At 72.3% G+C, this 24,580-nt stretch carries 19 protein-coding genes and 1 pseudogene; 5 read left to right on the top strand and 15 right to left on the bottom strand.

The features are described from left to right. Positions 1-1,533 (bottom strand): hypothetical protein (locus ACWGI8_RS13555; protein WP_453660587.1); only part of this gene is annotated, 1,533 nt, incomplete at its 3' end. 110 nt (positions 1,534-1,643) lie between these two features. Here ACWGI8_RS13555 and ACWGI8_RS13550 point away from each other — a divergent pair. Then, positions 1,644-2,846 (top strand): M20 family metallopeptidase, encoded by a 1,203-nt coding sequence (locus ACWGI8_RS13550; RefSeq protein WP_453660585.1) that lies wholly within the window; start codon positions 1,644-1,646, stop codon positions 2,844-2,846. 179 nt (positions 2,847-3,025) lie between these two features. On the opposite strand, the gene ACWGI8_RS13545 is transcribed toward ACWGI8_RS13550, so the two are convergent. From ACWGI8_RS13545 to ACWGI8_RS13485, 13 genes are all read right to left on the bottom strand, one after another. After that, complete coding sequence (locus ACWGI8_RS13545) at positions 3,026-3,697, bottom strand: VOC family protein (RefSeq protein ID WP_453660583.1); 672 nt, start codon at positions 3,695-3,697, stop codon at positions 3,026-3,028. Further along, complete coding sequence (locus ACWGI8_RS13540) at positions 3,697-4,800, bottom strand: NAD(P)/FAD-dependent oxidoreductase (RefSeq protein ID WP_453660581.1); 1,104 nt, start codon at positions 4,798-4,800, stop codon at positions 3,697-3,699. The genes ACWGI8_RS13545 and ACWGI8_RS13540 overlap by 1 nt, the downstream gene beginning before the upstream one ends. Next, positions 4,772-5,854: a hypothetical protein gene (locus tag ACWGI8_RS13535; protein WP_453660579.1), complete on the bottom strand. Its 1,083-nt coding sequence runs from the start codon at positions 5,852-5,854 to the stop codon at positions 4,772-4,774. Before ACWGI8_RS13535 ends, ACWGI8_RS13540 begins: the two co-directional genes overlap by 29 nt. Beyond that, the gene (locus tag ACWGI8_RS13530; protein ID WP_453660577.1) at positions 5,847-7,109 is read right to left on the bottom strand and encodes a metallopeptidase TldD-related protein; all 1,263 of its coding nucleotides are present in this window, start codon (positions 7,107-7,109) and stop codon (positions 5,847-5,849) included. The genes ACWGI8_RS13535 and ACWGI8_RS13530 overlap by 8 nt, the downstream gene beginning before the upstream one ends. Further along, a complete protein-coding gene (locus tag ACWGI8_RS13525; RefSeq protein WP_453660575.1) occupies positions 7,106-9,355 on the bottom strand; it encodes a lantibiotic dehydratase in 2,250 nt (749 codons plus the stop codon). Before ACWGI8_RS13525 ends, ACWGI8_RS13530 begins: the two co-directional genes overlap by 4 nt. Further along, positions 9,352-10,821: a hypothetical protein gene (locus ACWGI8_RS13520; RefSeq protein ID WP_453660573.1), complete on the bottom strand. Its 1,470-nt coding sequence runs from the start codon at positions 10,819-10,821 to the stop codon at positions 9,352-9,354. Before ACWGI8_RS13520 ends, ACWGI8_RS13525 begins: the two co-directional genes overlap by 4 nt. Next, a complete protein-coding gene (locus ACWGI8_RS13515; protein ID WP_453660571.1) occupies positions 10,821-13,220 on the bottom strand; it encodes a lantibiotic dehydratase in 2,400 nt (799 codons plus the stop codon). Before ACWGI8_RS13515 ends, ACWGI8_RS13520 begins: the two co-directional genes overlap by 1 nt. Further along, positions 13,217-15,655 carry a hypothetical protein gene (locus tag ACWGI8_RS13510; protein ID WP_453660569.1) on the bottom strand — a complete coding sequence of 813 codons (2,439 nt, stop codon included), beginning with the start codon at positions 15,653-15,655 and terminating at the stop codon, positions 13,217-13,219. The genes ACWGI8_RS13515 and ACWGI8_RS13510 overlap by 4 nt, the downstream gene beginning before the upstream one ends. Before the next feature lie 4 nt (positions 15,656-15,659). Continuing rightward, entirely contained in the window at positions 15,660-17,468 is a 1,809-nt protein-coding gene (locus ACWGI8_RS13505) for a hypothetical protein (RefSeq protein WP_453660567.1), read from the bottom strand. Further along, positions 17,462-17,680 carry an ammosamide/lymphostin RiPP family protein gene (locus tag ACWGI8_RS13500; RefSeq protein WP_453660565.1) on the bottom strand — a complete coding sequence of 73 codons (219 nt, stop codon included), beginning with the start codon at positions 17,678-17,680 and terminating at the stop codon, positions 17,462-17,464. Before ACWGI8_RS13500 ends, ACWGI8_RS13505 begins: the two co-directional genes overlap by 7 nt. 193 nt (positions 17,681-17,873) lie before the next feature. After that, entirely contained in the window at positions 17,874-18,509 is a 636-nt protein-coding gene (locus ACWGI8_RS13495) for an NADPH-dependent FMN reductase (protein WP_453660563.1), read from the bottom strand. A 47-nt stretch (positions 18,510-18,556) separates the two neighbouring features. Beyond that, positions 18,557-19,381 (bottom strand): AfsR/SARP family transcriptional regulator, encoded by an 825-nt coding sequence (locus tag ACWGI8_RS13490; RefSeq protein WP_453660561.1) that lies wholly within the window; start codon positions 19,379-19,381, stop codon positions 18,557-18,559. 466 nt (positions 19,382-19,847) lie between these two features. Then, positions 19,848-20,579, bottom strand: coding sequence for an IclR family transcriptional regulator (locus tag ACWGI8_RS13485; protein WP_453660559.1), 732 nt, complete (start codon positions 20,577-20,579; stop codon positions 19,848-19,850). Positions 20,580-21,201: 622 nt separating this feature from the next. Between ACWGI8_RS13485 and ACWGI8_RS13480 the strand changes: the two genes are divergently transcribed. Together ACWGI8_RS13480 and ACWGI8_RS13475 are read left to right on the top strand one after the other, a co-directional pair. Then, positions 21,202-21,939: a tyrosine-protein phosphatase gene (locus ACWGI8_RS13480; RefSeq protein WP_453660557.1), complete on the top strand. Its 738-nt coding sequence runs from the start codon at positions 21,202-21,204 to the stop codon at positions 21,937-21,939. Positions 21,940-22,076: 137 nt separating this feature from the next. Further along, positions 22,077-22,436, top strand: a complete 360-nt coding sequence (locus ACWGI8_RS13475; protein WP_453660555.1) for a hypothetical protein — start codon at positions 22,077-22,079, stop codon at positions 22,434-22,436. Between the two features lie 105 nt (positions 22,437-22,541). Here ACWGI8_RS13475 and ACWGI8_RS13470 read toward each other — a convergent pair whose 3' ends face one another. Then, entirely contained in the window at positions 22,542-23,603 is a 1,062-nt protein-coding gene (locus ACWGI8_RS13470) for a UDP-N-acetylmuramate dehydrogenase (RefSeq protein ID WP_453660553.1), read from the bottom strand. A gap of 74 nt (positions 23,604-23,677) precedes the next feature. Between ACWGI8_RS13470 and ACWGI8_RS13465 the strand changes: the two genes are divergently transcribed. Together ACWGI8_RS13465 and ACWGI8_RS13460 are read left to right on the top strand one after the other, a co-directional pair. Continuing rightward, the gene (locus ACWGI8_RS13465; protein ID WP_453660551.1) at positions 23,678-23,923 is read left to right on the top strand and encodes a 3-deoxy-7-phosphoheptulonate synthase; all 246 of its coding nucleotides are present in this window, start codon (positions 23,678-23,680) and stop codon (positions 23,921-23,923) included. Positions 23,924-24,179: 256 nt separating this feature from the next. Then, positions 24,180-24,580 (top strand): annotated as a pseudogene (locus ACWGI8_RS13460) (hypothetical protein); the annotation flags it as partial.

The raw sequence follows: 24,580 nt of genomic DNA, 5'->3' as shown, positions 1-24,580 counted from the left end.
GAGTACGGCGTCCAGCCGGTCGCGCCGATGGGTGCGTGCGGGCACTTCGCGGGTCGCCAGCGCCGCCAGCGAGGCCGGGTCGCCCCGGAGCACGTCACGCAGGGCGTCCCGGGCGTCCTCCCGCGCCAGCAGGGCGGCGAGGAAGGCGAGCGGGAAGGCGGCCTCCGTGACCTGCCGGAACCGGTCGACGACCGGTGCCCCGAAGCTGACCCGCTCACTGAGCGGGCTCGAACGGTCCTCATGGAACAGCTCGCGGTCGGCGTAGTGCTGACCGCTGCTGCGCGACACCTCCCCGCCGGCCCGTTCACTGGCCGTCTGGGCCTCGGCGAGGTGACCGGCGCGCTGCGGCCACCCCGCCTCCGCGTACTTGTCGCGGGCCTCGGCGAGTTCGACGACCGTGGCCGTGGGGTGTTCGGCCGCGAGCCGGGTCAGCGCGTGCAGTTCGGTCGACGGCAGGCGCCAGGGCGAGACGATGAGGGCCGGCCCCAGCGCCTTCACCAGCTGCGCGGCGTACGCGTCGGACTGCTCGGCGGCACCGGCCGCGGCCAGCAGCGCGTCCAGGCGGTCCCCGGGCCCGGCCGCCGCCGCACGCCACAGGGCGAGCGCGGGAGCCGCGACCTTGAACCGGCGGCCGTCGACGGCCCGTTCCAGGACCTGGTCCGACTCCGGCTGCCGGAACAGCGGACTGGGCCACGCGTGCTGCAGGGGCAGCGGCACGTCCCGGCCGGCCTGCTCCCGCAGCTGCTCCACGAGCCAGGCGCTCGCCTCCACGACGACCTTCTCCGGGCCGGGCGAGCCGACCAGCACGGCCTGCTCCTGCTCCGGCCGCAACCGGTTGAACAGCACCGGGCCGAAGAAGGAGACGGTCTCGCACTTGGTGGCGAACCGGCGCAGATAGCGGTGCAGGGTGTCGACCCGCCGACGCAGACCGCGGGGCAGGCCCGCCCCCGCTTCGGTCCCCGCCTCGGCTTCCGCCCAGCCCGGGTGGGCCAGCGGAGGGCTCTCCAGAGCGGCACGGAAGAACGCCGGGTTCGACACGAACACGGCGTGCCGGAACGCGTCCAGGCCGGCCGTCTCCGCCGTGCGCAGACGGGCCCGGTGCACGGCCGTCTCGAACCCGGCGCGGGCGGCGGCCACTTGCTCGTCGCGAGCCGCGACCAGTGCGTTCCACCGGGCTGCCCAGTCCGGCAGGCCGGTTGCCGTGAGGACGTCCGTGCACCGCTCGTCCAGCGGCGCGCCCTCCTCGACCAGCCGTCGGCAGGCCTGCAGGGCCCGCAGCGAACGCTGGCGCGGCTCGACCTCACGTACGGCCTCGCGCAGTGCGGGCCAGCACGCTTCGAGGAAATGCGCACGCTGCGCCGCCACGGTGTTCTCCGCGGCCAGTAGCTCGCCGGCCGTGTCGAGCAGCTCCACCGATGCGAGTCCGTCCAGGAGCCGGGTGGAGAAACCGGTCGCGCGCAACAGAGACCAAGGCATTGTCTCGACCGAGAGTTCCCCGTTTCCCGCGCGCACGTTCCAGGTCAGTGACGTCATGTCAAATCTCCTGACTGGTCTCGCTTTTCGACTCCGGCTCCGGTAGGAAATAGAGGACTCGCGCAAACGCCGACGAGCCCGTTCCCGGTATTCCGGAGGAAATGATGCAGATGAGGATCTCGCCCCGGACAATGCGTCGCTGCGGCGATGCCGTGGACCGTGCCGAGGAAAAACTGCTCGCCCTGTCCAGAAGTATTCACGCCGAGCCTGAGACGGCATTTCAGGAACACCGCAGCGCAGCCAAGGTGAGCGATCTGCTGCGGGCCGAGGGATTCGAGGTCGAGCCGGGCGCCGGAGGCCTGGAGACCGCGTTCACCGCACGTTTCGGAGACGGTCCGCTGACGGTCGGACTGTGCGCGGAGTACGACGCCCTGCCGGGGCTCGGCCACGCCTGCGGACACAACATCATCGCCGCTTCCTCCGCGGGCGCGGCGCTGGCTCTGCGCGACGTCGCCGAGGAGCTCGGCATCACGGTTGTCGTGATCGGCACCCCGGCCGAGGAGGAGGGCGGCGGAAAGATAACCCTGCTGGAGGCCGGGGTCTTCGACGAGGTGTCGATGGCGATGCTGGTCCATCCGGCCCCCGAGGACAACTGCGCGCCCAGTCCGCTCGCACTGGTGGAGCTCGAAGTCCGGTACACCGGCAGGGAGTCGCACTCCGCGCTCGCCCCGCATCTGGGCGTCAACGCCGCCGATGCGCTGACCGTCGCCGAAGTCGCCGTCGGTGTGGGACGCCAGCACTTCGAGCCGCGGCAGCAGGTGCACGGCATCGTCACCCGCGGTGGCGAGGCGCCGAATGTGGTGCCCGCCCGCACCAGCGCCCTCTACAACCTGCGCGCCGCCGACATGGAATCCCTGCGGCGCCTCGAAACCCGCATCCGGGCCTGCTTCGAGGCCGGCGCCGTCGCCACGGGCTGCACGCACGAGATCGTGTCCACCCCGCCGTACGCCGAGCTGGTGCACGACCCGTTCCTGTCGGAGGCGTACCGGGCGGCGGCACGCGAACTGGGCCGTCCCCTCGTGTCCCGGGAGGAGGAGCGCGACATGCCCACGGGAAGTACCGACATGGGCAACGTGAGCCGCGCGCTGCCCAGCCTGCACCCGAGCATCGGCATCGACAGCGGGGACGCGGTCAACCACCAGCCCGAGTTCGCCGCCGCCTGCGTGGCGCCGGGCGCGGACCGGGCCCTGGTGCAGGGTGCCATCGGGCTCGCCTGGACCGCGGCACAGGCCGCGCAGGACGACGAGACCCGGGAGAGGCTGCTGGCGCGGCACCGGGAGCGCCTGGACGCGGGCGGAGGACGCCGCCTCTGAAGCACGCCCGAGGCGTCGGCGCAGGAGCGGTGCCGAAGGCTCCTGCTGCCGGACGTCCCCGGGGCCGGAGGTCTTCCGTCGCCGGAGCCACCCGGGGACGTCTCGGCCATGACAGGCCAGGGCTGTGCCGCCCGTCGGCGGGGAGCACTCCACCCGCCGACGGGCCGGTCGTTCGCGGGTCACGGCAGCCGCACCACGGTCTCGCCCTCGGCGGTGCCGATGTGCACCGCGGCGATCCGCGGACCCGCCGTACGGTCGACGGTGACCGCGAGTCCTCCGAGTCCGGGCCACCGTCCCACCCAGTCCTGCTCCTCGGCAGGACCCGTCACCAGGCGCTCCAACGCGGTGGGGCACACCCGGTGCCCGGCGGCCTCGAGGTCGCCCGCCACCCGGGCCGCACGCGCCGCGGCATTCCCGTAGCTGAGGAAGAACGGCAGCACACGGCTGCGCCACGACAGCTCGAACGCGGCCTCCGCCCACGGCACGCGCTGGCCGTCCGCGCGCACCGACTCGCCACGGAACAGGTCCGGATCGGCCCCGGTGACCTGCTCCACCTCGCGCGCGGTGGACTCGATGTCGTCGGTGAGCACCGCCCAGTTGAGGAAGGCCGGGCCGTCCGCGGTCCGTTCGAGGAACAGCCGGCCGAAGTCGCTGCCGGCCAGCTTCTCCTCGTCGTCGGTGACGAGCAGCTCCAGATACTGCACGTCGGGCGTGTCGAAGGGCACGACCCAGCTCGCCGTCCCGTCCGGGTTGGGACTGCCGTCGGTGATGCCGAACCCGTGGCGCTCCCACAGCAGTTCACGCAGCGGCTCGACGGTCCGCGCGCCCAGGATCACGTGGTCGATGCGCATCACGCGGCACCGCCCAGCGCGTGGGACGGGCACATGCTGTAGGGCAGGGCATCCCAGTCGTCCCCGAGCAGCCCGGCCGCCATGCCCTTGCCGGTACAGCGCGCGGAGAGCAGCCCGTGACCGGCGTGCCCCGCCGACACGAAGATCCGCTCGTGGCCCGGCAGGGCTCCCGCCAGGGGCCGGCCGGTGCCGGAGACCGGCCGCAGCCCGGCGCGCAGCTCCACGGGAACGGACCCGCCGAGTGCGGGCATGGCGGTGGTCGCGAACCTCAGCAGCTGGGCGATGCCCTGGGTGGTGACGTGCTCGGCGAAGCCGGCGTCCTCCTCGGTCGCGCCGACGATGACGTCGTCACCGACACCGGGCGCGAGGTAGTAGGCGGAGGAGAGGATGCAGGTCAGCTTCTCCTCGGTGCGCAGCACCGCCATCTGGCCGCGCTGCGGCCGGACCCCGGTGGACTCGGCCAGGCCCTTGCCGGAGGTCCACGCCCCGGCGCTGATCACCACCCGGTCGGCGCGGACCGTCCCGTCGTCGGTGATGACGGCGACCGCCGGTCCGTCCTCCCGCACCTCGCGCACGGTGCTGCCCTGCCGCCAGGTGACGCCCTGGTCGAGACAGCGGCGGCGGACGGCGTCCAGATAGCGTCGGCCGTCGACCATCAGACCGCTCTCGTCGAGGAGATAGCGCCTGCTGGGAGGCAGTTTCAGGCCGGGCGTGGCGCCGGCGAGCGCGTCGCCCTCGACCCACGCGCCGACGTCCAGGCCGTCCAGTACCTCGCCGTACGTCTCGACGTCGGTCTCGCGCAGCGCGCGCAGGATCGGCCGGGCGACGCTGAACGCGCCGTACTCCGGCTCCAGCCGGGCCACATCGGCGTCCAGGTCCTGCTTCGCGGTCCGCAGCCAGTCGTAGAACTCCCGGTCACCGAGATAGCGCAGGGACGGAACGGCCACTCCGGCGGCCCGGTTGGTGGCGTGCCCCGGCTCGTCACCGGAGTCGAGTACGAGGACCGAGGCTCCCTGGCTGCTCAGCTCCTCGGCCAGGCACGCGCCGACGATCCCGCCGCCGACGAGCGCGAAGTCATGGGGTGATGACGGTGACGACGGCATGTCCTGCACCTTCCAGTTCGGCTGCGCCGGCGAGCACCAGCGAGCGGGTGGTCACATCGCTGTCGCTGTGGACAGCCGTGGGGCGGCCGGCCAGGCCGACGGCCTGGCGCAGCAGATGAATGGGTCTGGCCCGCAGTACGACGGAGAACCAGACGCCGGGCCGGTCCGCCGTCCTCGCCAGACATTGCAGGCGTACGGTGCCGTCGCCGTGGTAGCGCTGAAGCCCTTCGACGCACCGGACGAGTTCCACGGCCTGCGGCGGCAGCGCCACGTCCGGGCCGGTGAGTTCGAGCCGGTTCAGCTGTGGCGGACCGATGGCGGCGGAGTCGTGGTCCCAGACCGCGCGTCCGAGCGGGATGCCCTCACGGAGCGGGGACGGCGGACAGATCCGGCCGGCGTCCACGAGCATCGTGCTCCTGGCCGGGTTGCCGAGATCGTCACGGTCGTACTCGGCGGGGGCCACCGGCAGGTCGCGCAACGTCAGGGGCGGGAGTACGCGGCGGCCGGAGAGCCGCTGCGCGGTGGCGCGTCCGCCGCGCGAGGTCAGCGAGAAGGCCGTCCCGGCGACGAGCACGGCCGCGGGGGAGGGGCGCAGCAAGAGTGGCCGCTCACGCCAGTCGTCCGGCGGCCCGGCGCCGGCCGACTGCTGCGGCAGCGCGCCGAGTTCGTCCCAGGGCAGCGCCTCCAGCAGGGCGGACGGCTCACCGTAGGTGGCCGTGCCGAGGAGTACGGGCCCGCCGGCGGTCTCCACGCGGGCCAGCAGGTCGCTGCGCCGTGCCACCAGCAGTCCGTCGTCGCCGTGCCACTCGTGGACCGTGGCGACCGCGCTCTGCAGTCCGGCGACGGCGGCCCGGGCCCGCGCGGCCGCCTCGGTGAGCACCAGCCCGGTGTCCTTGGCGGCCTCCTGGGCGACGGGCTCGCCCAGCCGCCGGGAGCCGGTCACCCGTCCCGAGGCGTCACGTTCCAGCCGTAGCGTGTCGAGCGACACGGTGAGCCGGGGCCCGCCGGGAGCGGGCGTGAGGAGACCGGAGGCGCGTACGCGCAACTCACGCATGGGCCACCGCCCGCAGTCCGACCAGCCCCGCGGGAAGCCGGAACCCCGCGTTGGCGAACGACACCAGCACCGGGAACTGGCCGAGCTTGCCGCAGCCGCCGGTGGCGCGCAGATACGCGTCGACCCGGTGCGCGTACGGCCGCAGACCGGCCAGCACCTGGGCCCCGTCGCCCGTCACCCGGAGCGGGCCGAGCCGGGCGACGCTGCCGTCCGCGCGGTGCAGCAGGGAGAAGGGGGCATGGAAGACGAACGCACCGGAGGCGATGTTCATCATGTCCAGCCGCAGCCCGTAGGGGGCGATCCAGTCGCCCGCGGGCGGTTCGACCTCCGTCCCGGGCTCGATCAGGGCGGCGGTGTGGGTCATGCGCGGAATCGCCGGATGCCGGTAGCTCTGCTTGCGTCCGTGCCCCGAACCGGGCACACCGAGCCGCCCGGCCAGGGCCAGATCGGTCATCGGCCGCCCCACGGCGCCCCGGTCGATCAGCCGGACCGTACGGCACGTGGTGCCCTCGTCGTCGAACGGGCTGCGGTAGCCGCGCTCCGTCTCCAGGCCGCCGTCGCTGACCGACAGCCAGCCGGGCGCCACCCGCTGCCCGGCGCGCTCTCCCAGGTAACTGGTGCCGGAGGCGACGACATCGGCTTCCAGGGGATGGCCGACGATCTCGTGGAAGAACGCCCCGGCAAGGCCCGGCAGCAGCACCAGATCGGCCCCGTCCGGCAGTTCACCGGCGAGGGGCAGCGCCAGCCGCGCGCGTATCGCTTCGGCTGTCCGCACCGCAGCGTCCCGGACGGCCCGGGGATCCTCCCCGGGCGGTCCGCACAGCACGGAGCGGCCGTGGCGGGTGCCGTCCTCGACCGTCAGCCGTACCTCCAGGGTCGTGACGATGCGTTCCGTGGTGCGTACGCGCTCGGGGTCGCCCGCGGCGACATGCTGCTGGGCCACGCCCAGGGTGAGCGCGGCGCCGGTCTCGGCGGCGATCGAGGCGAGCTCGGCGCGGTGCTGCGCCGTCAGGTGGAAGACGGGACGGTCCTGGACTTCGCGTAGCGCCTCGGCCGCCCGGGCTCCGGCTTCGGTGCGCCCGGAACCCAGCAGGGTGTCGTCGTCCGCGAAGCGGTGCTCGGTGAATCCGTCGCCGAGGTGACGCTCGGCACTCATGCCCCGGTTCGAGGACCGCTCGGTCGTGATGCCGCCGTCGGGCCGCACGTCGGCACGCAGGCGCAGGGAGTGCTCGGCGAAGAGCGTCGTCCGCGTCATGCCCGCCCGCCCCTGCCGATGATCTGCATCCGCAGCTCGCTGGTGTACCGCCGTCCTTCGGCGTCACGCAGCCACAACCCCTCGGGGCCCGGTGCCATCCGCTCCACGCCGAGCTCGCCGGCGCCGCGCGCCACATGGCTGATCAGATCGGCCGCCAGCGGCGAGGCGAGGTCGACCAGGTACGGCTTGCGCTCCTGGGCGCTGCGGCAGAACACGAACCTGCCGCCGGTGTCGCGGGCCAGCCTTCGCAGCTCCAGGAACCGCGCGGACGGTTCCGGTGCGGCCAGGGCAGCCGCGGGGACCTGCCACCGGGAACGCTGCAACACCACGGAACCCAGGCTCACTTCGGGCTGTGCGCCGTCGGCCGCGAAGGTGGGGTGGAGCACCTGCGGATGCGAAAGCGCCGCGATGGGCGCGTACTTGACGAAGTCGCTCAGCGGTACATAGGCGGTGACCGGCCGGCCGTCCGGATCCCGCAGGGTGACGGCGTCGGGCGCGATGGTGACCCGCAGGTCCTCCGGCTTCAGTAGATCCTCGCGCCCGTGATCGGTCCAGGTCAGCGGTCGCATCGCCACCTCCCGTCCGGGGAAGCGGTAGTAGCCCTTGTTGCGACGGCCGAAGTCGAGGCCGACGACGGCACCGTCCTGTTCCGCGGTCCACTCGGCGGCATCCGCGCCGAGCCGGGCCGGGTCCGGATGCATCGTGCCCAGCCAGCTGCGGACCAGCAGATGGTGATGGGCGCGGGAGAGCACGAGCGGGGCGCCGTCGAGTCCGGCGGCGTCCGGCGCGCTCGGGCACAGGTCGACGACCGCGTAGCGGTCACCGCCCAGTTCCTCCGCCCGCCGGGCCAGCCGGTCCACCTCGCCACGCCACTCTGTGCCGGGATAGCTGGGGGCGTGCGTCGCCTGGAAGGTGCTGGTGGAGTCCGACCGGCTGTCGGCCGCGCGGGTGGCGTAGTCGAGGAGATCCAGTTCCACGGCGGGCCCGTCAGGGCCGCCGGTGAAGGCGGCACGGACCGCGTCCGCCGCCGCGGCCTGCGTGGCGTGGCCGTGCGCCACGCACACCTCCATCACCGGTGCGAGCTGCTCCTCCCAGCGGCGGATCACCTCGGCACCGATCGTGAGGGAGAACGCGGAGGCGCACTCCTCGAAGAACACGGCGCGGTCGGCGTAGGCGGCGCCCGCGCCGCGGCGGGCGGGCCTGCCGGTGATCTCGGTGAAGCGTGCCTCCAGCGCGGCGACCGTGGCCGCCTTCCGGTGGAGCGGCTGCTCGGCCAGATCACGGAGGAAACCGGCGAGTTCGCCCAGCTGCCCCAGCCACCGCTCACGGGCGGGCGAGGCGGGCAGGGCGGCGAGCTGTGCGCGCAGGGTCGTGAGCGGCTCCAGGTCGTAGTCGCCCCCGCCGAGGCCGATGGTGACGGCCTCGGCGGCCACCAGCCGCATCAGCGCCCGGGCCACCTCGCCGGCCGGCTGCCCCGAGGCGCGCACCAGATCGCGGAAGACGGTTCCGTCCGGGGCGATCAGGGACAGCAGCGGGTCCTTGGCGGCATCGCCCCGGCCGGTGGCGCGGAAGGAGAGATGCGGCAGGATCCTGGGATCCCTGGCCATGGCGGTGGTCAGTGCACGCGCCGCCCAGTGGGAGAAGAAGACCCTCCGGGCAGGGGACACGTCCTGGCGCAGTTCGGCTCCGTCACCGGGCCGCACCGAGCCGTAGGCCATGGGCCCGAAGAAGCTCACCGTCTCGTTCTTCGCGCAGAACCGTTGCACATACGTGTACATCTGCCGGCGGACCCGGCGCCAGCGGGAGGTCAGCGGCCCGTCATGCGCCAGCAGCGGCAACAGCATGTTGCGGTACGCGTCCGGGTTGGACAGGAACACCGCCTCGGAGATCTCGGGGGTCGCCAGCAGGTCCCGCAGCTGCTTCCCGGCCTGATCGTCGGCCTCCTGGTAGGCGAGGGCGTAGCGCTGCTGCGCCTCGTCCCAGGCGCGTACTGCCGCACTCCAGCCGGGCCCGGCCGACTTGGGCAGCTGCTGCACACGTCCGCGCAGCACATCGGCCCGCACGGCCACCGCCCGCTGCCCGGCGAACTGCGTGTCCACCAGCTCCAGCACGGCGCGCTCGCGATCGAGGACGTCGTCGGCCAGTTCCAGCAGGGAACCGGGCGCACCCAGCTCCTCCAGCCAGTCGAACGGCATGCCCGCATGGCGCAGGATGAACTCCCGTCCGATACGCCACTGTCGGCTCACTGCGTCCTCCGCATCACACCGGCCCGGACCAGCTGGTCGGACAGTTTCGTACGGACCGTGCCGCTCAGCCGGTCCAGGACGGCGTTGTCGCCGGACGCCAGCCGCTCGACGACGGGCGCCAGCTTCGGATGGAGCCGGAAGGCGCTTCCGGTCCTCAGATTCACCACGAAGGAACCGGGGCCCCGGCCGTCCGGCCCCTCCCCTTCCGCACCCACGACAGCGGCCGACGGCTCCCACAGCGGGGTCCGGTCCGGGCGGGCGAGCACACAGCACGCGAACCGGCCCGGATACAGATCGGTCTCGCTGCCCAGTTCGGCGTTGAGCGCGCCGACGAGGGCGTCGCGGTCGGCCTCACCGGGCGTTCCCGGTGCGCCGAACCGGTCCCAGCGCGGCAGGTCATGGCCTTCTGCGCCGACCCGTGTCAACGGCACCCCGTCCCAGGAACCCGGAACCTCGCGCCCACGGGCGGCACGCAGCCGGAACGGGCTCAGGCCCGCAAGCCGCGGACCGGGTCCCGACAGCAGTCGCCGGGCAGTGGCCCTGGCCTCGTCGGCACCCACGCCGGGGGCGCCGATCAGCAGCTCGGCGGCGAGCCGTTCCGCCCCGGCAGACTTCAGGACCGGCTCCAGATCCGTGCGGGTGCCGTCCGTCCCTGTCACCCCGGCCCAGGACTCCAGCCGTGCCACGGTCAGGGCAGCCCCACGGCACTCCCGCCACGCATCCTCGGGCAGGAGCGCGGCCTCCTCGGGCTCCAGCCACCCGGCCCAGGGAACGCCGGGCCGCCAGTCGGCGGCTCGCCGTACCCAGTGCACCGGTGCGCCGTCCGGGGCCCACTCCTGACGCAGCCGCCAGGACGGGGCCCAGCTGTCGAAGCCTGCGGCCGCCGAGAACGGGTGCAGCGCGCGCAGCGCCGCCCGGTGGTCGGCGGCGAACCGCCCGCACAGCACGACCCGTTCGGCGCCCAGCACGTCCATGAGGGCTGCCGCCGCGGGAAGTTGCTGATCGGTCTCGACCAGCAGGTGCACCCGGCGCCCCGGCGCGAAGTCGCGGGCCCGCACGGTCGTCGGCCCGAACAGGCCGGTCCGCGCGGCGGCGGACACCACGTCCGCGCCCGACTCGGTCGTGCCGTCGACGATCTCCACGTCGTCCGCCGCGAGCCGCAGGGCCGGGTCGCTCTCGCCGGACAGTCGCAGCGCCATGCCCACGGCCCGCAGCCGGCCCGCATCGTGGTTCCCACGCCCCATGATCGCGACGGCCGCGCGCGCGAACAGCGCCTTCGTGCGACGCCCGGCCGGGTCGCCCTCGCCGAGCCGTCCGAGTTCGTACGCGGCGGCCGGCGACCGCAGGTTCTCGGTGCCCGCGAGCCGGTCCACGAACTCCGCGTTCAGATCGAGCAGTTCGTCCCCCGGATCGAGGACCGGTTCAAGACTCAGATCGAACAGCGGGGGCATCACCACCTGCCGCATCACCGCTCACCCCCGCCCCGCAGGTACACACACCGCAGCTCGGAGGCGAAACGCAGCTCGCCGTCGCGGAGCCAGGCGTCCTCGGGCGCCGGCAGCGCCTCGGAGACCGCGAGCTGCTCGGCCGTGCCCGCCAGCCGGGCCAGCCCCTTGAGCAGCTCGGGGCTCGCGGTGTCCACGTACACCGGCTTGCGCTCGGCCGGGGACTTCACGAAGAACCGGTCCGGCAGACCGCGTTCGCGCACCAGCCGGGCCGATTCCAGCAGCCGGTCCGCCTCGCGCTGACTGCTGTGGGCGTCGAGCACCGCCCGGCTCGGCAGCATCCAACGGCGCCGGGAGAACACCACATTGCCCCAGCGCAGCCGCGGGACGTGCGGCAGGTCGGGAAGGACGGGACGGCGGATGCGCGGCAGGGCGAGCGCGGTGTGGACGGCGGTGTCCAGCTCACCGTTGTGGAAGAGGAGGCTCCGCCCAGGGTGGGCATCGCTGCGCAGTACGACGTGTTCTCCGTCGCTGTCCAGCCACAACTGGTCCAGTCCGACGCGTTCCCGGCCCGCACCGGCGGTGCCGCCCAGTTCGAGGACGACACCGGGGAACTCCAGCGGCGGCAGCCCCGTCGTACGGCGCGAGATCACGTTGACGGCGATCTGCTCGCCCAGCGCACGGCGTACGGCGGCGTCGCGTCCGGCCAGGAGCTGTGCCGAGTCCGGGTGGAACTGCAGCGCCCAGGGCGTGAGCAGCGCGGCGTCATGGATGTCGCCCAGCACCAGCGGGGTGACCCCGGCGCGGTAGGCCGCCAGATCGGGCGCGGCGATCAGGACGTCGATGGAGCACAGGACGGGCGCCGCGGGTGCGGGCGGTGCGGACAGGAGTCCCGCGACGTCGAGTTCGGCCACGTCGTCGCCGGCGCCGGTCAGTACCCTGCCCAGCTCGGCGCCGAGTCCGCCACCGGGCTCGATGGTCAGCTCGGCGCAGGCGCGCAGCGCACGGACGAGAGGGATCCGCCCCGGGCCGAGTCGCGCCGCGACCGCCCGGTTGGTGCGGGCGCGGGTCAGCTCGGCCTCGTGGGCGAGCAGATCGAGGACGGGCGCGACGGCGTCGCACATGTCGCGGGCGAGCCGGCCGCGGACGTCCAGTTCGGCCGTGCCCACGGCGGCTTCGTGGATGACGACCCGGTCGTTGTAGAAGCGGCTGCGGTTCGCCGGACCCTGGTCGATCGGGATCAACGACTCCAGCTCGTCCTGGATGGTCGTCTTGCGCTCGGGAGGGGCCGACGGGTAGCCGTCGAGCAGTTCGAGCACCTTGGCGAGCAGCGCCCGTACCCCGGCGGCGCGGCCGGCGGTCCCGGGGTCCGAGGCATCGATGTGCTCCAGCGTCCAGCGCAGCGGATCGACCACCGTCGACGGCGGGCAGAGTGTGTGGGTGAGCACCCCCTTCGCCACACCCGTGCGGAACGCGGCGACCGTCTCGTCCTCGTCGGCACCGGCCGCCACCGCGATCCGGGCCACCGTGCGCTCGCCGTCGGCCGCCCGGATCACCGCGGCGGTGAGTTCCGCGCCCTTGGGCGCGCGGGCGGTGGTCTTGCGCACCGGCACCAGGTGCGGGGCCAGTGCGTCGTCACCGAGCAGCATGGCCTGCACAGCGTCGTTGACGCGGGCGGCGGTGTGCGCCTGGCGGACGCGTATCTCCCGGTGCCCTTCCCAGGTCAGCGCTGTCGCGGTGTCGTCCCCGGGGTTCACCCGGCCGTAGTTGATGGGCCCGAAGAAGCTCATTGTCTCGCTCTTGGACGCGAGCCGCTGTGCGTACGAGGCGAGCTGGCGGCGGATGCGGCCGCCCGTCGCACCCCGGGCCAGATCGCGGTGGACGGCGGGGGAGGAACAGACGATGGCGTCGTTGACGCGCGGATCGGTACGGATGCCGGTCAGCGCTTCCTCGACGGTCGCGGCGTCGGACTCGACGGTCGTGGCGATCCGCCCACGGGCCTCGGTCACCCGCGCGGCGACGTCGTTCCACTCGGCGAGCCAGTCCGCCGGGAAGGTCTCCGAAGGCGGCAGGGGCCGCAGATTGCGCAGCTTGCTCTGCTGGCCCCGGGCGAGACGGCCCGAAGGGCGCAGCCGCGACGCGACCTCGGCCGCCTGCTCCTCCAGCGCGAACAGTTCGGCGAGGAGTCCGCGGGTGCGCTCGTACGCCAGACCCTCGACCATCTGCCAGGGGAACCCTGCGCTGCGCAGCACGACGGTCGGCAGCAGCTCCCAGCGAAGGCCTGCGGGTGCGGTTTCGGTGGTTCCGGCGAAGCCGGTGGAGTCGGTGCGATCGGTGGGATCCATGCGATCGGTGGAGTCGGTGGGCTCGGTGGGATCGGTCGGACCGGGACCACCGGGGGAACCTGCGGAATCAGTCACGACGACGCTCTCTTCATGGCGATCCGGAACTCCGAGGTCACGGGCGTCCCGCCGTGACGCAGCCACAGCGCGTCCGGCGCGGGCCGCATCTCCGCGAGCGACACCGTCCGGTTCTCGCCGGCCAGCACCATCGCCACCAGAGCGTCGACGGCGAGCGGGCTGTCCAGGTCGATGCCGACCGGCTTCGGCTCGTGCGCCAGGGACGCGAAGCAGAACCTGGGCAGGCCGTGCCGTGCCCGCAGGTCCTGCACCGCGAGGAAGGCGGCAGCGGGGTCGCGGACGGCATCGACACCGAGGTCGGCGCGGTCGAACCACCAGCGGGCCCGCTGCACGATCAGGTCGCCGACCGTGATCCGCGGCGCGAAGTCCTGGAATCTGACCAGCGGCAGGGCCACACCCGGCGCGGCGAAGGCCCGCAGATGGACATGGTCGTCCTCGCCCGCGTAGAGGGTCAGTTCACCGTCCGGCGTACGCAGCCGCGGGGTGCCGTCGACGAGGACCGCCGTCAGCTCCGTGAGCGGTACGGTCCGCTTCCTGTCGTCGGTGGCCACCGACGTGATCTCGACGAAGCGACCGGGGAACCAGTCGGCGACCAGCCCCTTGTGGCGTCTGCGGCGGATGACCGTGGCGAGCCGCTCCGGGCCACCCCACGGCTGAAGCCCCGCGGCGAAGTCCGCCAGCATCCGGTCCTGTTCGTCGCTGAACAGTCCCTGCGAGCCCCAGGCGAAGACGTACGGGTGCAGCTCGCCGAGGACCAGCAGTTCCGTACCGTCCGGCCGGCTCTCCAGCATCAGGTCCGGGCTGACGAACCGGTCGCGGCCGGGGTCGGGTGCGAGCACCGTCAGATCGGCCGGGGTGAGCCGGGCCTCCTGCCCGTGCACGTTCGCACCGACCAGGTCCGTGTACGTCCGCGTGAACGCGGCGACCGGGCCCGCCAGGGCGTCCTGCCCGCCGGCTTCGACGGCCGCGTGCACCCGGCGGATCAGCTCGTCGTACGGCATGGAGTCGGTGCCCGACGTGCGCATGATCTCCGCGCACAGCTCGGCGGCGGCGTGCTGCTGGAGCTCGCCGTAGCGTGCGGCCACGTCCAGCACCGGGGTGAGCTGATCCTCCCAGCGCCGCGCCACGTCGCCGCCGACCACCACCGGGCTCTGGTCGCCCTTGGCGTCCAGGGACACCACGAGCCGGTCGGCGTACATCCGGCCGCCGGCGCGGCGTGCGTCGACCTCGGTGAGCGCGGTGAAGCACTCCTCCACCCGGGCCAGGGCCGCGGCCCTGGCGAGGTGACCGTCGGCCGCCGCGTATGCGTCGGCCAGGTCACGCAGTTCGCGCAGCCGGACCGGCCAGCCGGTGCCGTCCGCGTACCTCTCGGCCCACGAGATCAGCCAGTCCAGCGGGCGGGCCGCGGTGGACGGCGGCTCGGGCCAGAGCCGTACGGCCCCGGCCTGCCGCAGCCGGTTCAGGATGCGCCGCGCCTCCGGGACGTCGATGCCGGCCAGTGCGGCGAGCTCGCCGACGGACCGCCGGCCGTCGACACCGGCGGCGAGCCTCCAACGGGTTCCGGAGAGCCGGATCTGCCGGCCGTCCGCCGCCCTGATCGAGCCCGAACCGGGCTCGGCCGCCGCGATCCGGTGGCAGGACGGGAGCCAGTCCACCGGTGGACGGTCCCGGACGTCCGGATCCGTGCCGATGAGTCTGGCCAGCTCGCACACGGCCCAGAAAGCGGCCTGTGCCTCCAGGAAGTGCACCCCGGACCCGGTCTCGGGACCCAGGGCGATCCCCTCGGATGCGCGCTCGATCCTCCCGTGCACCAGCGGCCCGAAGAAGCTGGTCGTCTCGTTCTTCGCACCGAGCCGCTGCCCGTACAGATAGACGCGGCGGTAGAAGGAGCGGTCCTTGGCGCGGTTGCGCCCCGACACCCCGTCCGGCCGCTCCCAGCCGTCGATCCAGCGCACCACCTCGGTGTGGAACGAGGGCGACAGCTGCACCAGTGCGTCGCACACCCGTTCGTCCCGGAGGAGGTCACGGACCCGCTCCGGCCGCCGCAGCACCTCCGCGGCGAGCGCCTTTGTCAGTCGCCCGGCGGCCTCCTCCTGCGTGGAGTGCGCCGTACGGTAGTCGGTGACGGCCGCGTCGAGCCCGCCGGCGGACGCGCTCTGCTCGACGAGCAGCCTGCGGCCCGCCCGGCTCCGCATCTTCGACAGCTCACGCAGCTTCGCGCGGTCCGTCTCCCGGTCGGCACGTGCGACGGTCTTGGCGATGTCCTCCTGGAGCCGGGTGCGGCTCTCCTCGAACCGTCCCGCAGCCTCGCGGTACGCCTGTGCCGCCGCGAGCGTGGGCCCGTCACCGAGCGCGGTCAGCAGCTCGACACCGAAGCCTGCCCTCCGTAGCAGCAGCCGTGGATACAGCTGCCATCCAGTCGCTTCGTGCGCCATGGCCTCAGTCCTGAAAGTTGATCAGGTCGAACGGACGGTTCAGCTTGGTACGCGGCCTCGGCAGCAGCCCGATCAGCTCACCGCCCTCGGCTACGGTCTTGGCCAGCGCGTCGGCGTCACCGGGACGGGTGAGGCTGAGCGCGGCGGTCGCCGCCACGGCACCGGCAGAGGTCTGCGAGCCCGAGGTCATGGTCTGCCCCGCCATGGCCAGCGCGATCCGGTACGGGTCGCCCAGCAGCCGGGCGGCGCTCTCCGCACGTCCGTACTGCTCGGTGGCGGCCTCCGTGTCACCGGCCGTGGCGTGCAACGTCCCCAGTTCGAGGCGGACTTCGCTCTCGTGGAAGAGGTCGCCGAGGCCGGCCGCGTTGACCAGAGTGGTGTCCAGGTCCTCCAGCGCGGCTTCCCGTTCCCCGACCAGCAGCCTCAGACCCGCACTGCGGTACGCGTGGTGCTTGACGAAGCCGGCGTTCGAGGAGCCCGTGGCCTGCTTGAACTTCTCCCAGGTGGCCAGCGCCGAGGTGTGCTTCCCGGCCTTCTCCTGCAACACACTGATGTTGGAGTACAGGTTGATCCGCAGATGGGCGGCGCTGGCGTCCGTCAGCCCGGCCATGCACGCGAGCGCCTGCTTCTCGTGCTCGAAGGCCGCTTTGAGGCGCCGCTCGGAGAAGAGGGTCAGCCCGCGCAGATTGTGCAGCCAGCCGCGCTCGCGGCGGACGCTCTCGGCCTCGTCCGGCCGCTCCCTGACGACCTCGAAGCCCTGCTCCACCTCGGCGACGGCCTCGGCCAGTCGCTGCTTGCGCTTGGAGAGGGTGAGCGCGGTGTACAGATGCGACTGGGCGCGGATCTCCGGGGAGAGCCCGTCGGCGTCCTCCCGGATGGCACGGAAGCAGGCGACGGCCGTCTCCTGGTCGCCCCGGAATCCGGCCTGGATACCGATCACCTTGAGCAGGAACCCACGTACGTCGGCGGTGCCCCGCAGGATCGCCGTCTCGAACTCGATGGCGTGGACGAGCTCTTCCTCCCGCTCCGCCTTGGCCAGCAGCTCGGCAACCCGGGACTCGGGGATGCCGGACAGCAGACCGATCGCCTCGTCGGCGACGGCCGCCATGCCTTCCCAGTTCGCGGAGAAGAACGCCCGGCGGCAGTACGCCAGCGCGGCCGCCACCCGGTCGACGGACGAGCTCTCGCCGTCCCGCGCCCGGAGGTGGAGCTCGCCCTCCTCCGACACCGGAACGAAGCGGGCGTCGCCGTCCGTCCCCAGCTCGACGACCAGGTCGTCCTCGGTGACGGGCAGACCCATGCGGCGCAGGCAGCGCACCCGCTCGCCGCGGTAGTCGGCGTAGCGGCCGAGGGGGGTGCGTACCGAAGTCGGCGTGTGCAGCAGAATTCCGGCGCCTTCGGCGACCCGCGCGTGCTCCACGGCCCGCATGAAGCCGCGCAGCGAGGACAGGTCGGTGCCGCCGATCCCGCTGACGAGCAGCGGCCTGCCCAGCTGCGCGGTGCCGGCGCACAGGGCCGCGGCGGCCACCGAAAGCACGCGGTAGACCTGCTCGCTCTCCCGGTGCAGACGGCGTTCGGAGGGCGCGAGCGCGATCTCCTCCAGCGGTGTCGTGCCGGGGGCGGCCTCGGCGGGGAAGAGTTCGGCCCACTCCGCCGGATGACGAGCGGCCAGGTCACCGAAGTCGGCGCCCTCGGCGCGCAGCGCGTGGAGACTTTCCCGCAGCCCGGTGAAGGAGGCGGCGGGGCCTGTGTTCACATCGACCCGGACGGCGCGGCCGGAGGCGGGGCCCGCGTCATCGGCCACCGTCACCATCGTGCGGGCTCGGTCGCAGCGAGAGCCAGCGGGGCGATCTTGTTCTCGACCTCGTCCAGGTCGAAGTCGACGTCGTCCAGGTCGTCGAGGCTTTCCAGCTCGGCGTCCGGCGCGACGGCGCCCGCCGCCTGGTCCTCGGCCTGCGGACCGGAGTCCTGCGCGGCGAGGGTCGCGTCCTCTTCGGGTGTGGTGGACAGCGTGGTGTCTTCCATGAACGTGCTCCATTCGGGGTCACGGTCGGTCAGGGACGTGCGGACGGTCCGGAAAAGGGCAGCCGGAACCAGGGAGTTCGAAAGACGACGAGAAAGAGGAAGAGAAGTGAGGGGAGATGCGGGAGGGTTTGCGGCGGTCGGCGGTCGGCGGTCGGCGGTCGGCGGTCGGCGGTGAGCCGTCAGCCGTCAACTGTCAGGGGGTTGGCGTCTGCATCCGGGCGAACGCGACCACCTGCTCGCCCACCGTCGCCAGCTGTGCCGCGACCCGCCCGTCAGCAGCGCTCCCGTCCGGCGCGAGCGAGATCTCTTCCGTATTGACGGTCACACCCAGCGGAGTGGGCCAGCCCCGGAGCGCATGCACCACCGAGCGGAGCCCGGTGAGGGCGGATGCGGCCTGGGTGCCGCGGGCGGTGACGACGCACCCGACGGCGCGGCCGTGCAGATAGGGCCGGTGGTCCTCCCGCAGGTCTTCGATGTAGTCGAGGGCGTTCTTCACCAGCCCGGATACGCCGCCGTGGTACGCGGGCGTCCCGATGACCAGGCCGTCGGCGCGGGTCACGGTGTCGATCAGCCGCCGGGCCGCCGCCGTCCGCTGTGTCTCCCCGGGGGAGTACAGGGGCAGTTGCAGATCGGCGGCGCCCAGCAGCAGGGTGCGGGCACCCGCGGACTCCGCGGCCGTCAGCACCGCGCGGACCGCCCGCTCCGTCGAGGATCCCGGACGGATCGTCCCGCCCAAGCCGACGATGAAGGGTCCGGCGTCGCCGCAGAGGCCTTCGTCGCGCTTCTCAGCAGCGGGACCGGGGCCCGGTTCCGTCTCCAGCACCGTCACACCAACCTCCTTGACCAGGTGCAGGTTTGCGAGTCTAGGAAGCCCGGTTACGGGGTGGTTACGCGCCGGGCCCGAGAGGCTGCCGAGAGGCCGCGGACGCGCATCATCCGGTCGAAGACGCGGCGCGTGCTCTGGCTGACATCGATGTCAAGATCTCCGGACAGCCGGCGGTTGCACAGCTCGTACCAGGCCTTGGCCTGCCCCAGTTGGCCCAGCTCGCCGTGCACCTGGATCAGGGTCCGGTAGACGTCCTCCTGGTACGGGTCGATGTCCAGGCTCCGGCGGCACAGGGCGATGACCGCCGGCGTGTCCTCGCGGCACAGGGCGTCCTGCAGGAGGTAGTCCGCCGCTCCCAGAGCCAGGGACCGCGCCCAGTCCTGCTGCTCCCTGATCCAGTCGGCGGTCTCGCCGTGCAGGAACTCCCCGACGTGGAGCTCCAGGGCGCGGTGGTACTGGTCCAGGGCCGTCGGGCGGTCCCCTCGGGCCGCGGCCCTGTGGCCGTTGTGGCACAGCCTCTCGAACTCCTCGAAGTCCAGCCACACGTCATAGACCTTGAGGGTGTATCCGCACTCGTTGAGGACGATCTCGGCGGCGGGCTGCTCACCTGTGGAGGACCCGTGCCCGCTGAGGATCTGGTGGACCGCGTGCTTGGCCACCTTCACGGAGCTGGACCGTGGGGACCGCACGCGGTCCGGCCACAGGGCGGCGTACAGCTCGTCGCGGTCGACCGGCCGGCCCCGGTTGACGAGTAAGTAGAGGAAGAGATCGCGCGCCTTGCCCGCCCGCCATCGCTTCACGGGGCGGCCTCGCATCTCCAGCGAAAAGCCGCCGAGGCAGCGGACCACGGCACCCGCGGAGATCTTTGATGTCATGGAGACCCTCGTTTTTCTGTCGTGCTGGTAAACAAGTGGTGCGGACAATTCCGTTGCCTTTGGCGGAAGGCCGCACACCCAACATTGCGAACGGCAATGCGAGGGTCTGCTTCGGAGTCGGTGCTGCCTCAGTTTCTTCATGGCGTGAAGAGGCGGCAACAAGCGTTCTCATTGGATGGAAAGGTGGCTGGTCCGATGCCCGTACGGGCAGGTGAGGCGCCTGTGTATGCTGTTGAGCGTGACCGAAAGGCAACTCTGTGAACAGTATGACCACAAAGTTGAGTTGCTTCACGTCTCAGGGCACAATGAGCCCGCTGCCGGGTCGAATTGGTGATGCTGTGTCAGATCTTCCGCGTCCCGCCCGACAGGGGACGCCTGTATTCCAACCACCCCTCTGCACGGGCGCACGCCAATATTCCACCGTTCCGGTTCATCGCGGAATGGTGGATTCAATGATGATGACGAATCAGTAGTCTTTGCCGGACAGCGCGTCGGCAGCGCGCAGCAGGACGTCCACGACCCCCGGCAGATGGGCCCGGTCCGTTCGGCTCGCCAGACCCACGGCCGCGACGACCTGACCCTGCGTATTGCGGACCGCGGTGGCGACCTCGATGGCGGCCCTGTGGGGCTTCCCCTCGGCCACGGCATGCCCCGAACTCCGCACCCGGGCGAGGCACTCCCGCAGCCGGTCCGCGTCGACGCCGGGCCGGGAGGCGACCATGTGCTGCGTCACGCCGTCGGCGTGGGCCAGCAGGATCATTCCCGTACCGCTGCTGTCCAGGGCGCATCGTGACCCGGGGCGGGGTAACTCGGTGGGGTTCAACTGCCCCGGTAAGACCTCCAGATACACCATCTCGGCCGCGTCCCGGACCGCCAGCAGCACTGTCGAGCGGGTCTGGACGGACAGCCTCAGCAGGTGCGGCAGGGCGGCCTGACGCAGATGCGACGGCGGCGAGAGGGACGCCAACTGCCACAGCCGCAACCCGACGCAGTACCTGCCCTCGCCGCGGCGCTCCAGTGCCCCAAGGGCCACCAGTTTGGTCGCCAGCCGGTGCGTGGTGGCGATCGGGAGCCCCGACCGCCGGCTGAGGTCGCTGGCCGTCAGCAAGGGGTTGTCGGCGTCGAAAGCCGCGAGAATGCTCATGGCGCGCCCGACGACGGACCGTTCGCCAGAAGGCGCGGTCGGCTCGCGATACATGTCCGTTGGTCCTTTCGCTGCCATCCGGATCCAAGGGCACCGAAGGGAATGCAACCCGTCGGTACCGGAGTCCGGAATGCGTCGTGCCGGGTAAGGGGGACCAGTCCCTTACCCGTTCGGGAGACGATTGCGGAGATTCTTTGACCGCCGTCGGCGCGTACCCGGTTCAGTGGGCAGCGGAAGCCGGACTCACCGCCTTCGACGACAATGAAGGCGGGAGCTATGGCGAGAGCCGCGGCAATGTTGCGGGGCTCCGTGGGTGTGTCGCGGAAGGGGTCGGTGCCGGGATCGGATGTCCGCCGGGGACACGCAGAGAGCGCGCGTACCGGAAACCGCCGTGGTCATGCGGCGGCTCCGAGGACGCCTTCAATCCCTCGCCCAATTTCTCTCCTTATGAGCGTTGCGTGCCCATCCCGGGCAGGATGCGGCTCAGTACATACGGCGGCTATCACGAACGCAAGGAGGCCACGCGGCCTGAGAGCTTCCCCACACCAGGCTCGACGGGGAACCCCGCACGGTGGTTCGCCGTCCCGGTCAGGGCGCGGCCCGGTCGTAAGTCCTGGAAACTTTGGGGAACTTGCGGCTTCGGGCGAGTGAAGGCACAGAACGAAGGGGAGCGCGCGTGACGCGGCACATCGGGTTCGACCGGCTGCACAACTTCCGTGACCTGGGCGGCTACCGGTCCGCCGACGGACGCACCGTCGCCTGGGGCAGGCTGTACCGGGCCGACTCCCTGGGCAAACTGCAGGGCGCGGACTGGGACCGGTTCCTTCAGCTGGGCATCCGTACCGTCGTCGACCTGCGCTACCCGTGGGAGATCGAGGCCAAGGGCAAGGTGCCCGAGGCCGAGCGGTTCACCTACGCCAATCTCAGCATCGAGCACCGGCCCTACGACCAGGCCTCGATCGACCCCGCTGTCGACCCCTGGCGATTCCTGGCCGACCGGTTCGCCGAGGTGACCGAGGACGGCTTCGCGGAGATCCGGCAGGCCATCGAGCTGATCGCCGAGGACGAGGGGCCGCTGGTGTTCCACTGCACCTCCGGCAAGGACCGCACCGGGCTGATCGCCGCGCTCGTCCTGACCCTGCTGGACGTCTCCGAGGAACAGATCCTCGCCGACTTCGCGCTCACCGAACTGGCCACCGAGGGCCTCACCGCCGACTGGCGCGCGGCCAATCCGGACCGGGTCCTGAAGTGGCCCGCCTACGGGCGGGCACCAGCCGAGATCATGGAGCTGGTCTTCGCCGGTCTGTCGGCCCGCTACGGATCCGTGCACGGTTACCTCAAGGACCGGGTCGGTATCACGGACGACGTCGTCACCCGGCTGCGGGCCCGGCTGCTGACCGGCGGGAGCGTCTGACGCGTGCCGGCAGGAACCTGACGGCGCGCGAGGGCCAGGACCGCGCGGTGACAGCCCCCGAGGCCCTCTTCGGAGGGGCGGAGCTCCGGCGCCGGCGGCCGGCACCTGACCGTGCGCAGGCGTGCGATGCTGGCCCGATGTGCCGAGCAAGCGCCCTGGAGGCGACCGTCGTCATGGAGGCCCGCGGTGATGCGCGGGCTCCGGGCGCGGCCATCACCCTCGGGCTGTGCGGGAGTTGGGAGCACGAGTTGCCGTGCCCGTTGGCACCGCACCACACCAGCGCGGAGCGGGCCGATGACGAGGTGCGGCTACGGGTGCTCTTCGTCGCCGAACCCGAGGACGAGGCGGAGGTCCGTGCGCGGATCCGGGCTGCCCTTCAGCGGGGGAACGTAGAGGGCCCTGACGGTGCCACCGTGAGCTGGCGGCTCGGAGCCGTGCGCGCGAGCGAGGTCCGGGAGGACGAGGCCGAGCATGTCCGGCGCCTCATGGAGACCTGAGCCGTAGGGCTGACACAGTGGCGGCCGGGACGGGTGCGGCACAGGCAGAGCCTGGCCTGGGCGTACCCGCCGTGGAGCCCTGCCGCGAGGCGCCAGGGCGCGGCGTCACGGCGTGGCGTACGCCGGAACCTCCCATTCCCCGAGGAAGTCGATCTCCGGTGTGAGCCGCACCCCGGTGCGGTCCAGGGTCCGGTACAGGACCACGCCGATGGCCTCGGCGAACCCGGTAGCGCTCGCGCCCGAGTCCGCGACCAGGGTGTACTGCTGCGAGGAGATGCGTACTCCGTCGACGATCCGGCTGCCCAGCGCGAAGCCCGCTTCCCGGATCAGCCAGCTGGCGCTCACCCGGGTCGACCCGTCGGGGAATTCGTTGACGGGGGCGTCCCGCGCGCGCAGCCGACGGGCCTGGTCCGGGCTGATCGCGGGGCTGAGGAACACGCTGCCCACCGATCTCCGGTCGGACTCGCAGTCCTCCAGCACCATGCCCTTGCTCCTGCGCACCGCAAGTACGGCCCGGGCCGCCTCCGCCATCGGCACCCGGGTGCCGACCGGGACGTCCAGTTGCTCGGCCACCGCACGGTAGCCGACCGGGGCGCTGAGCGTGGCGGGACGCAGGGCGAACACCAGGGTCAGCAGCGTCCAGCGTCGGGAGCCCTTGAAGGCGCTGGTGCGGTGGCCGAGTCCGCAGGCGGCGGCGTCCAGCCGCACCCGTCTGTGCAGCGCCCAGTCCCAGGCAGTCACCTCGACCAGCGTGTCGGAGATCTCCTGGCCGTACGCGCCGACATTCTGCACCGGTGTGGCTCCGGTGGTGCCGGGGATGCCCACCAGCATCTCCATGCCGCTCAGCCCCTCGGCGATGGTGGTGGCGACCAGGTCGGCCAGGGGATGGCCCGCCTGGACCTCGGTCAGCACCCGGCCGTCGGCCGTCCTCCCGGTGAACCGCACGCCACGGGTCCGCGGCCGCAGCACCGGCGCCGCACAGCCCGCGTCGCTGAACAGCACATTGCTGCCCTCGCCGAGACAGACCGGGGTACCGGGACAGGAGCGGGCCAGCTCCACGAAGTCCGGGAAGTCGGCGAGATCCGTCAGGTCGACGACGAGGGCCGCGGGTCCGCCGATGCCGAGGGTGGACATCGGTGCCAGCGGCGTCTCGCGGGTGATGCGCATGGGTAGGGAGTTCTCCTCACGGGTCGTACAGGTGCTTGGCGTTCGTCGTGTCCGGCGGACCACCATCCCTCGGGGTGGCACGGGGCGTACAGGTCCGGGGCGACTACGCCGGCTCCGCCCACTTCGGCTGGATCGGCGAGCGCACCCGCAACCTGGGCGGAGCGCATCTGGAACTCGCCCGTACGGTGAACAATCCGGTCGGTGTGAAGGTGGGGCCCTCGACGGCGCCGCAGGAGGCCGCCGAGCGCGGCCTCAGAGGCGGCGGCGCTTCAGCGCGACATCACAAGAAGCCACCGAACAACCGGTGGCTAGCGTCTTGACGCCTCGGGACTGGACACGAGCCACACCCTAGTGAACGCGAAAGGGCCACATCCACCCCGTTAAATGCTGGTGCGGCGCCCCCCGTCCTACCTCCAGTCGGGTAAAAGGCTCACCTGACCGGATCATGGAGCGCCCTGATGGCGCGCGCGCCGCAGCGACGGCGGCTGGGATGAGCCTTGTGCGGGCAGTCGGTCCGCACGTTGTGCCCCCGGACTCCCGCGCAGTCACTGTGACCGCGGGGAAGGAAGTCAAGACATGAATAAGCGAATCCCGACCATGGGACTGCCCCGGGCGCGACGCGCACGGGTCCTGCTCGCCTCCATAGCCGGAGTGGCCGCCGTGACCAGCCAGCTGCTGGTGATGGCTCCTACCGCTCACTCAGTCGACTCGGAACCTCGCGCCGGCAGCCAGCCCCAGCCCGCCGAGGTCCAAACGTCCCCGCGCGGGGACGACGATGAGGACGAGAAGGAGCACGGCAAGGACTACCGCAAGGACGACGCCGAGGAAGAGAAGGGCCACGGCAAGGACTACCGCAAGGACGACGCCGAGGAAGAGAAGGGCCACGGCAAGGACTACCGCAAGGACGACGCCGAGGAAGAGAAGGGCCACGGCAAGGACTACCGCAAGGACGACGCCGAGGAAGAGAAGGGCCACGG

The organism is Streptomyces sp. NPDC054841 (assembly GCF_053611045.1).
This window is presented reverse-complemented; position numbering and strand designations above follow the sequence as displayed.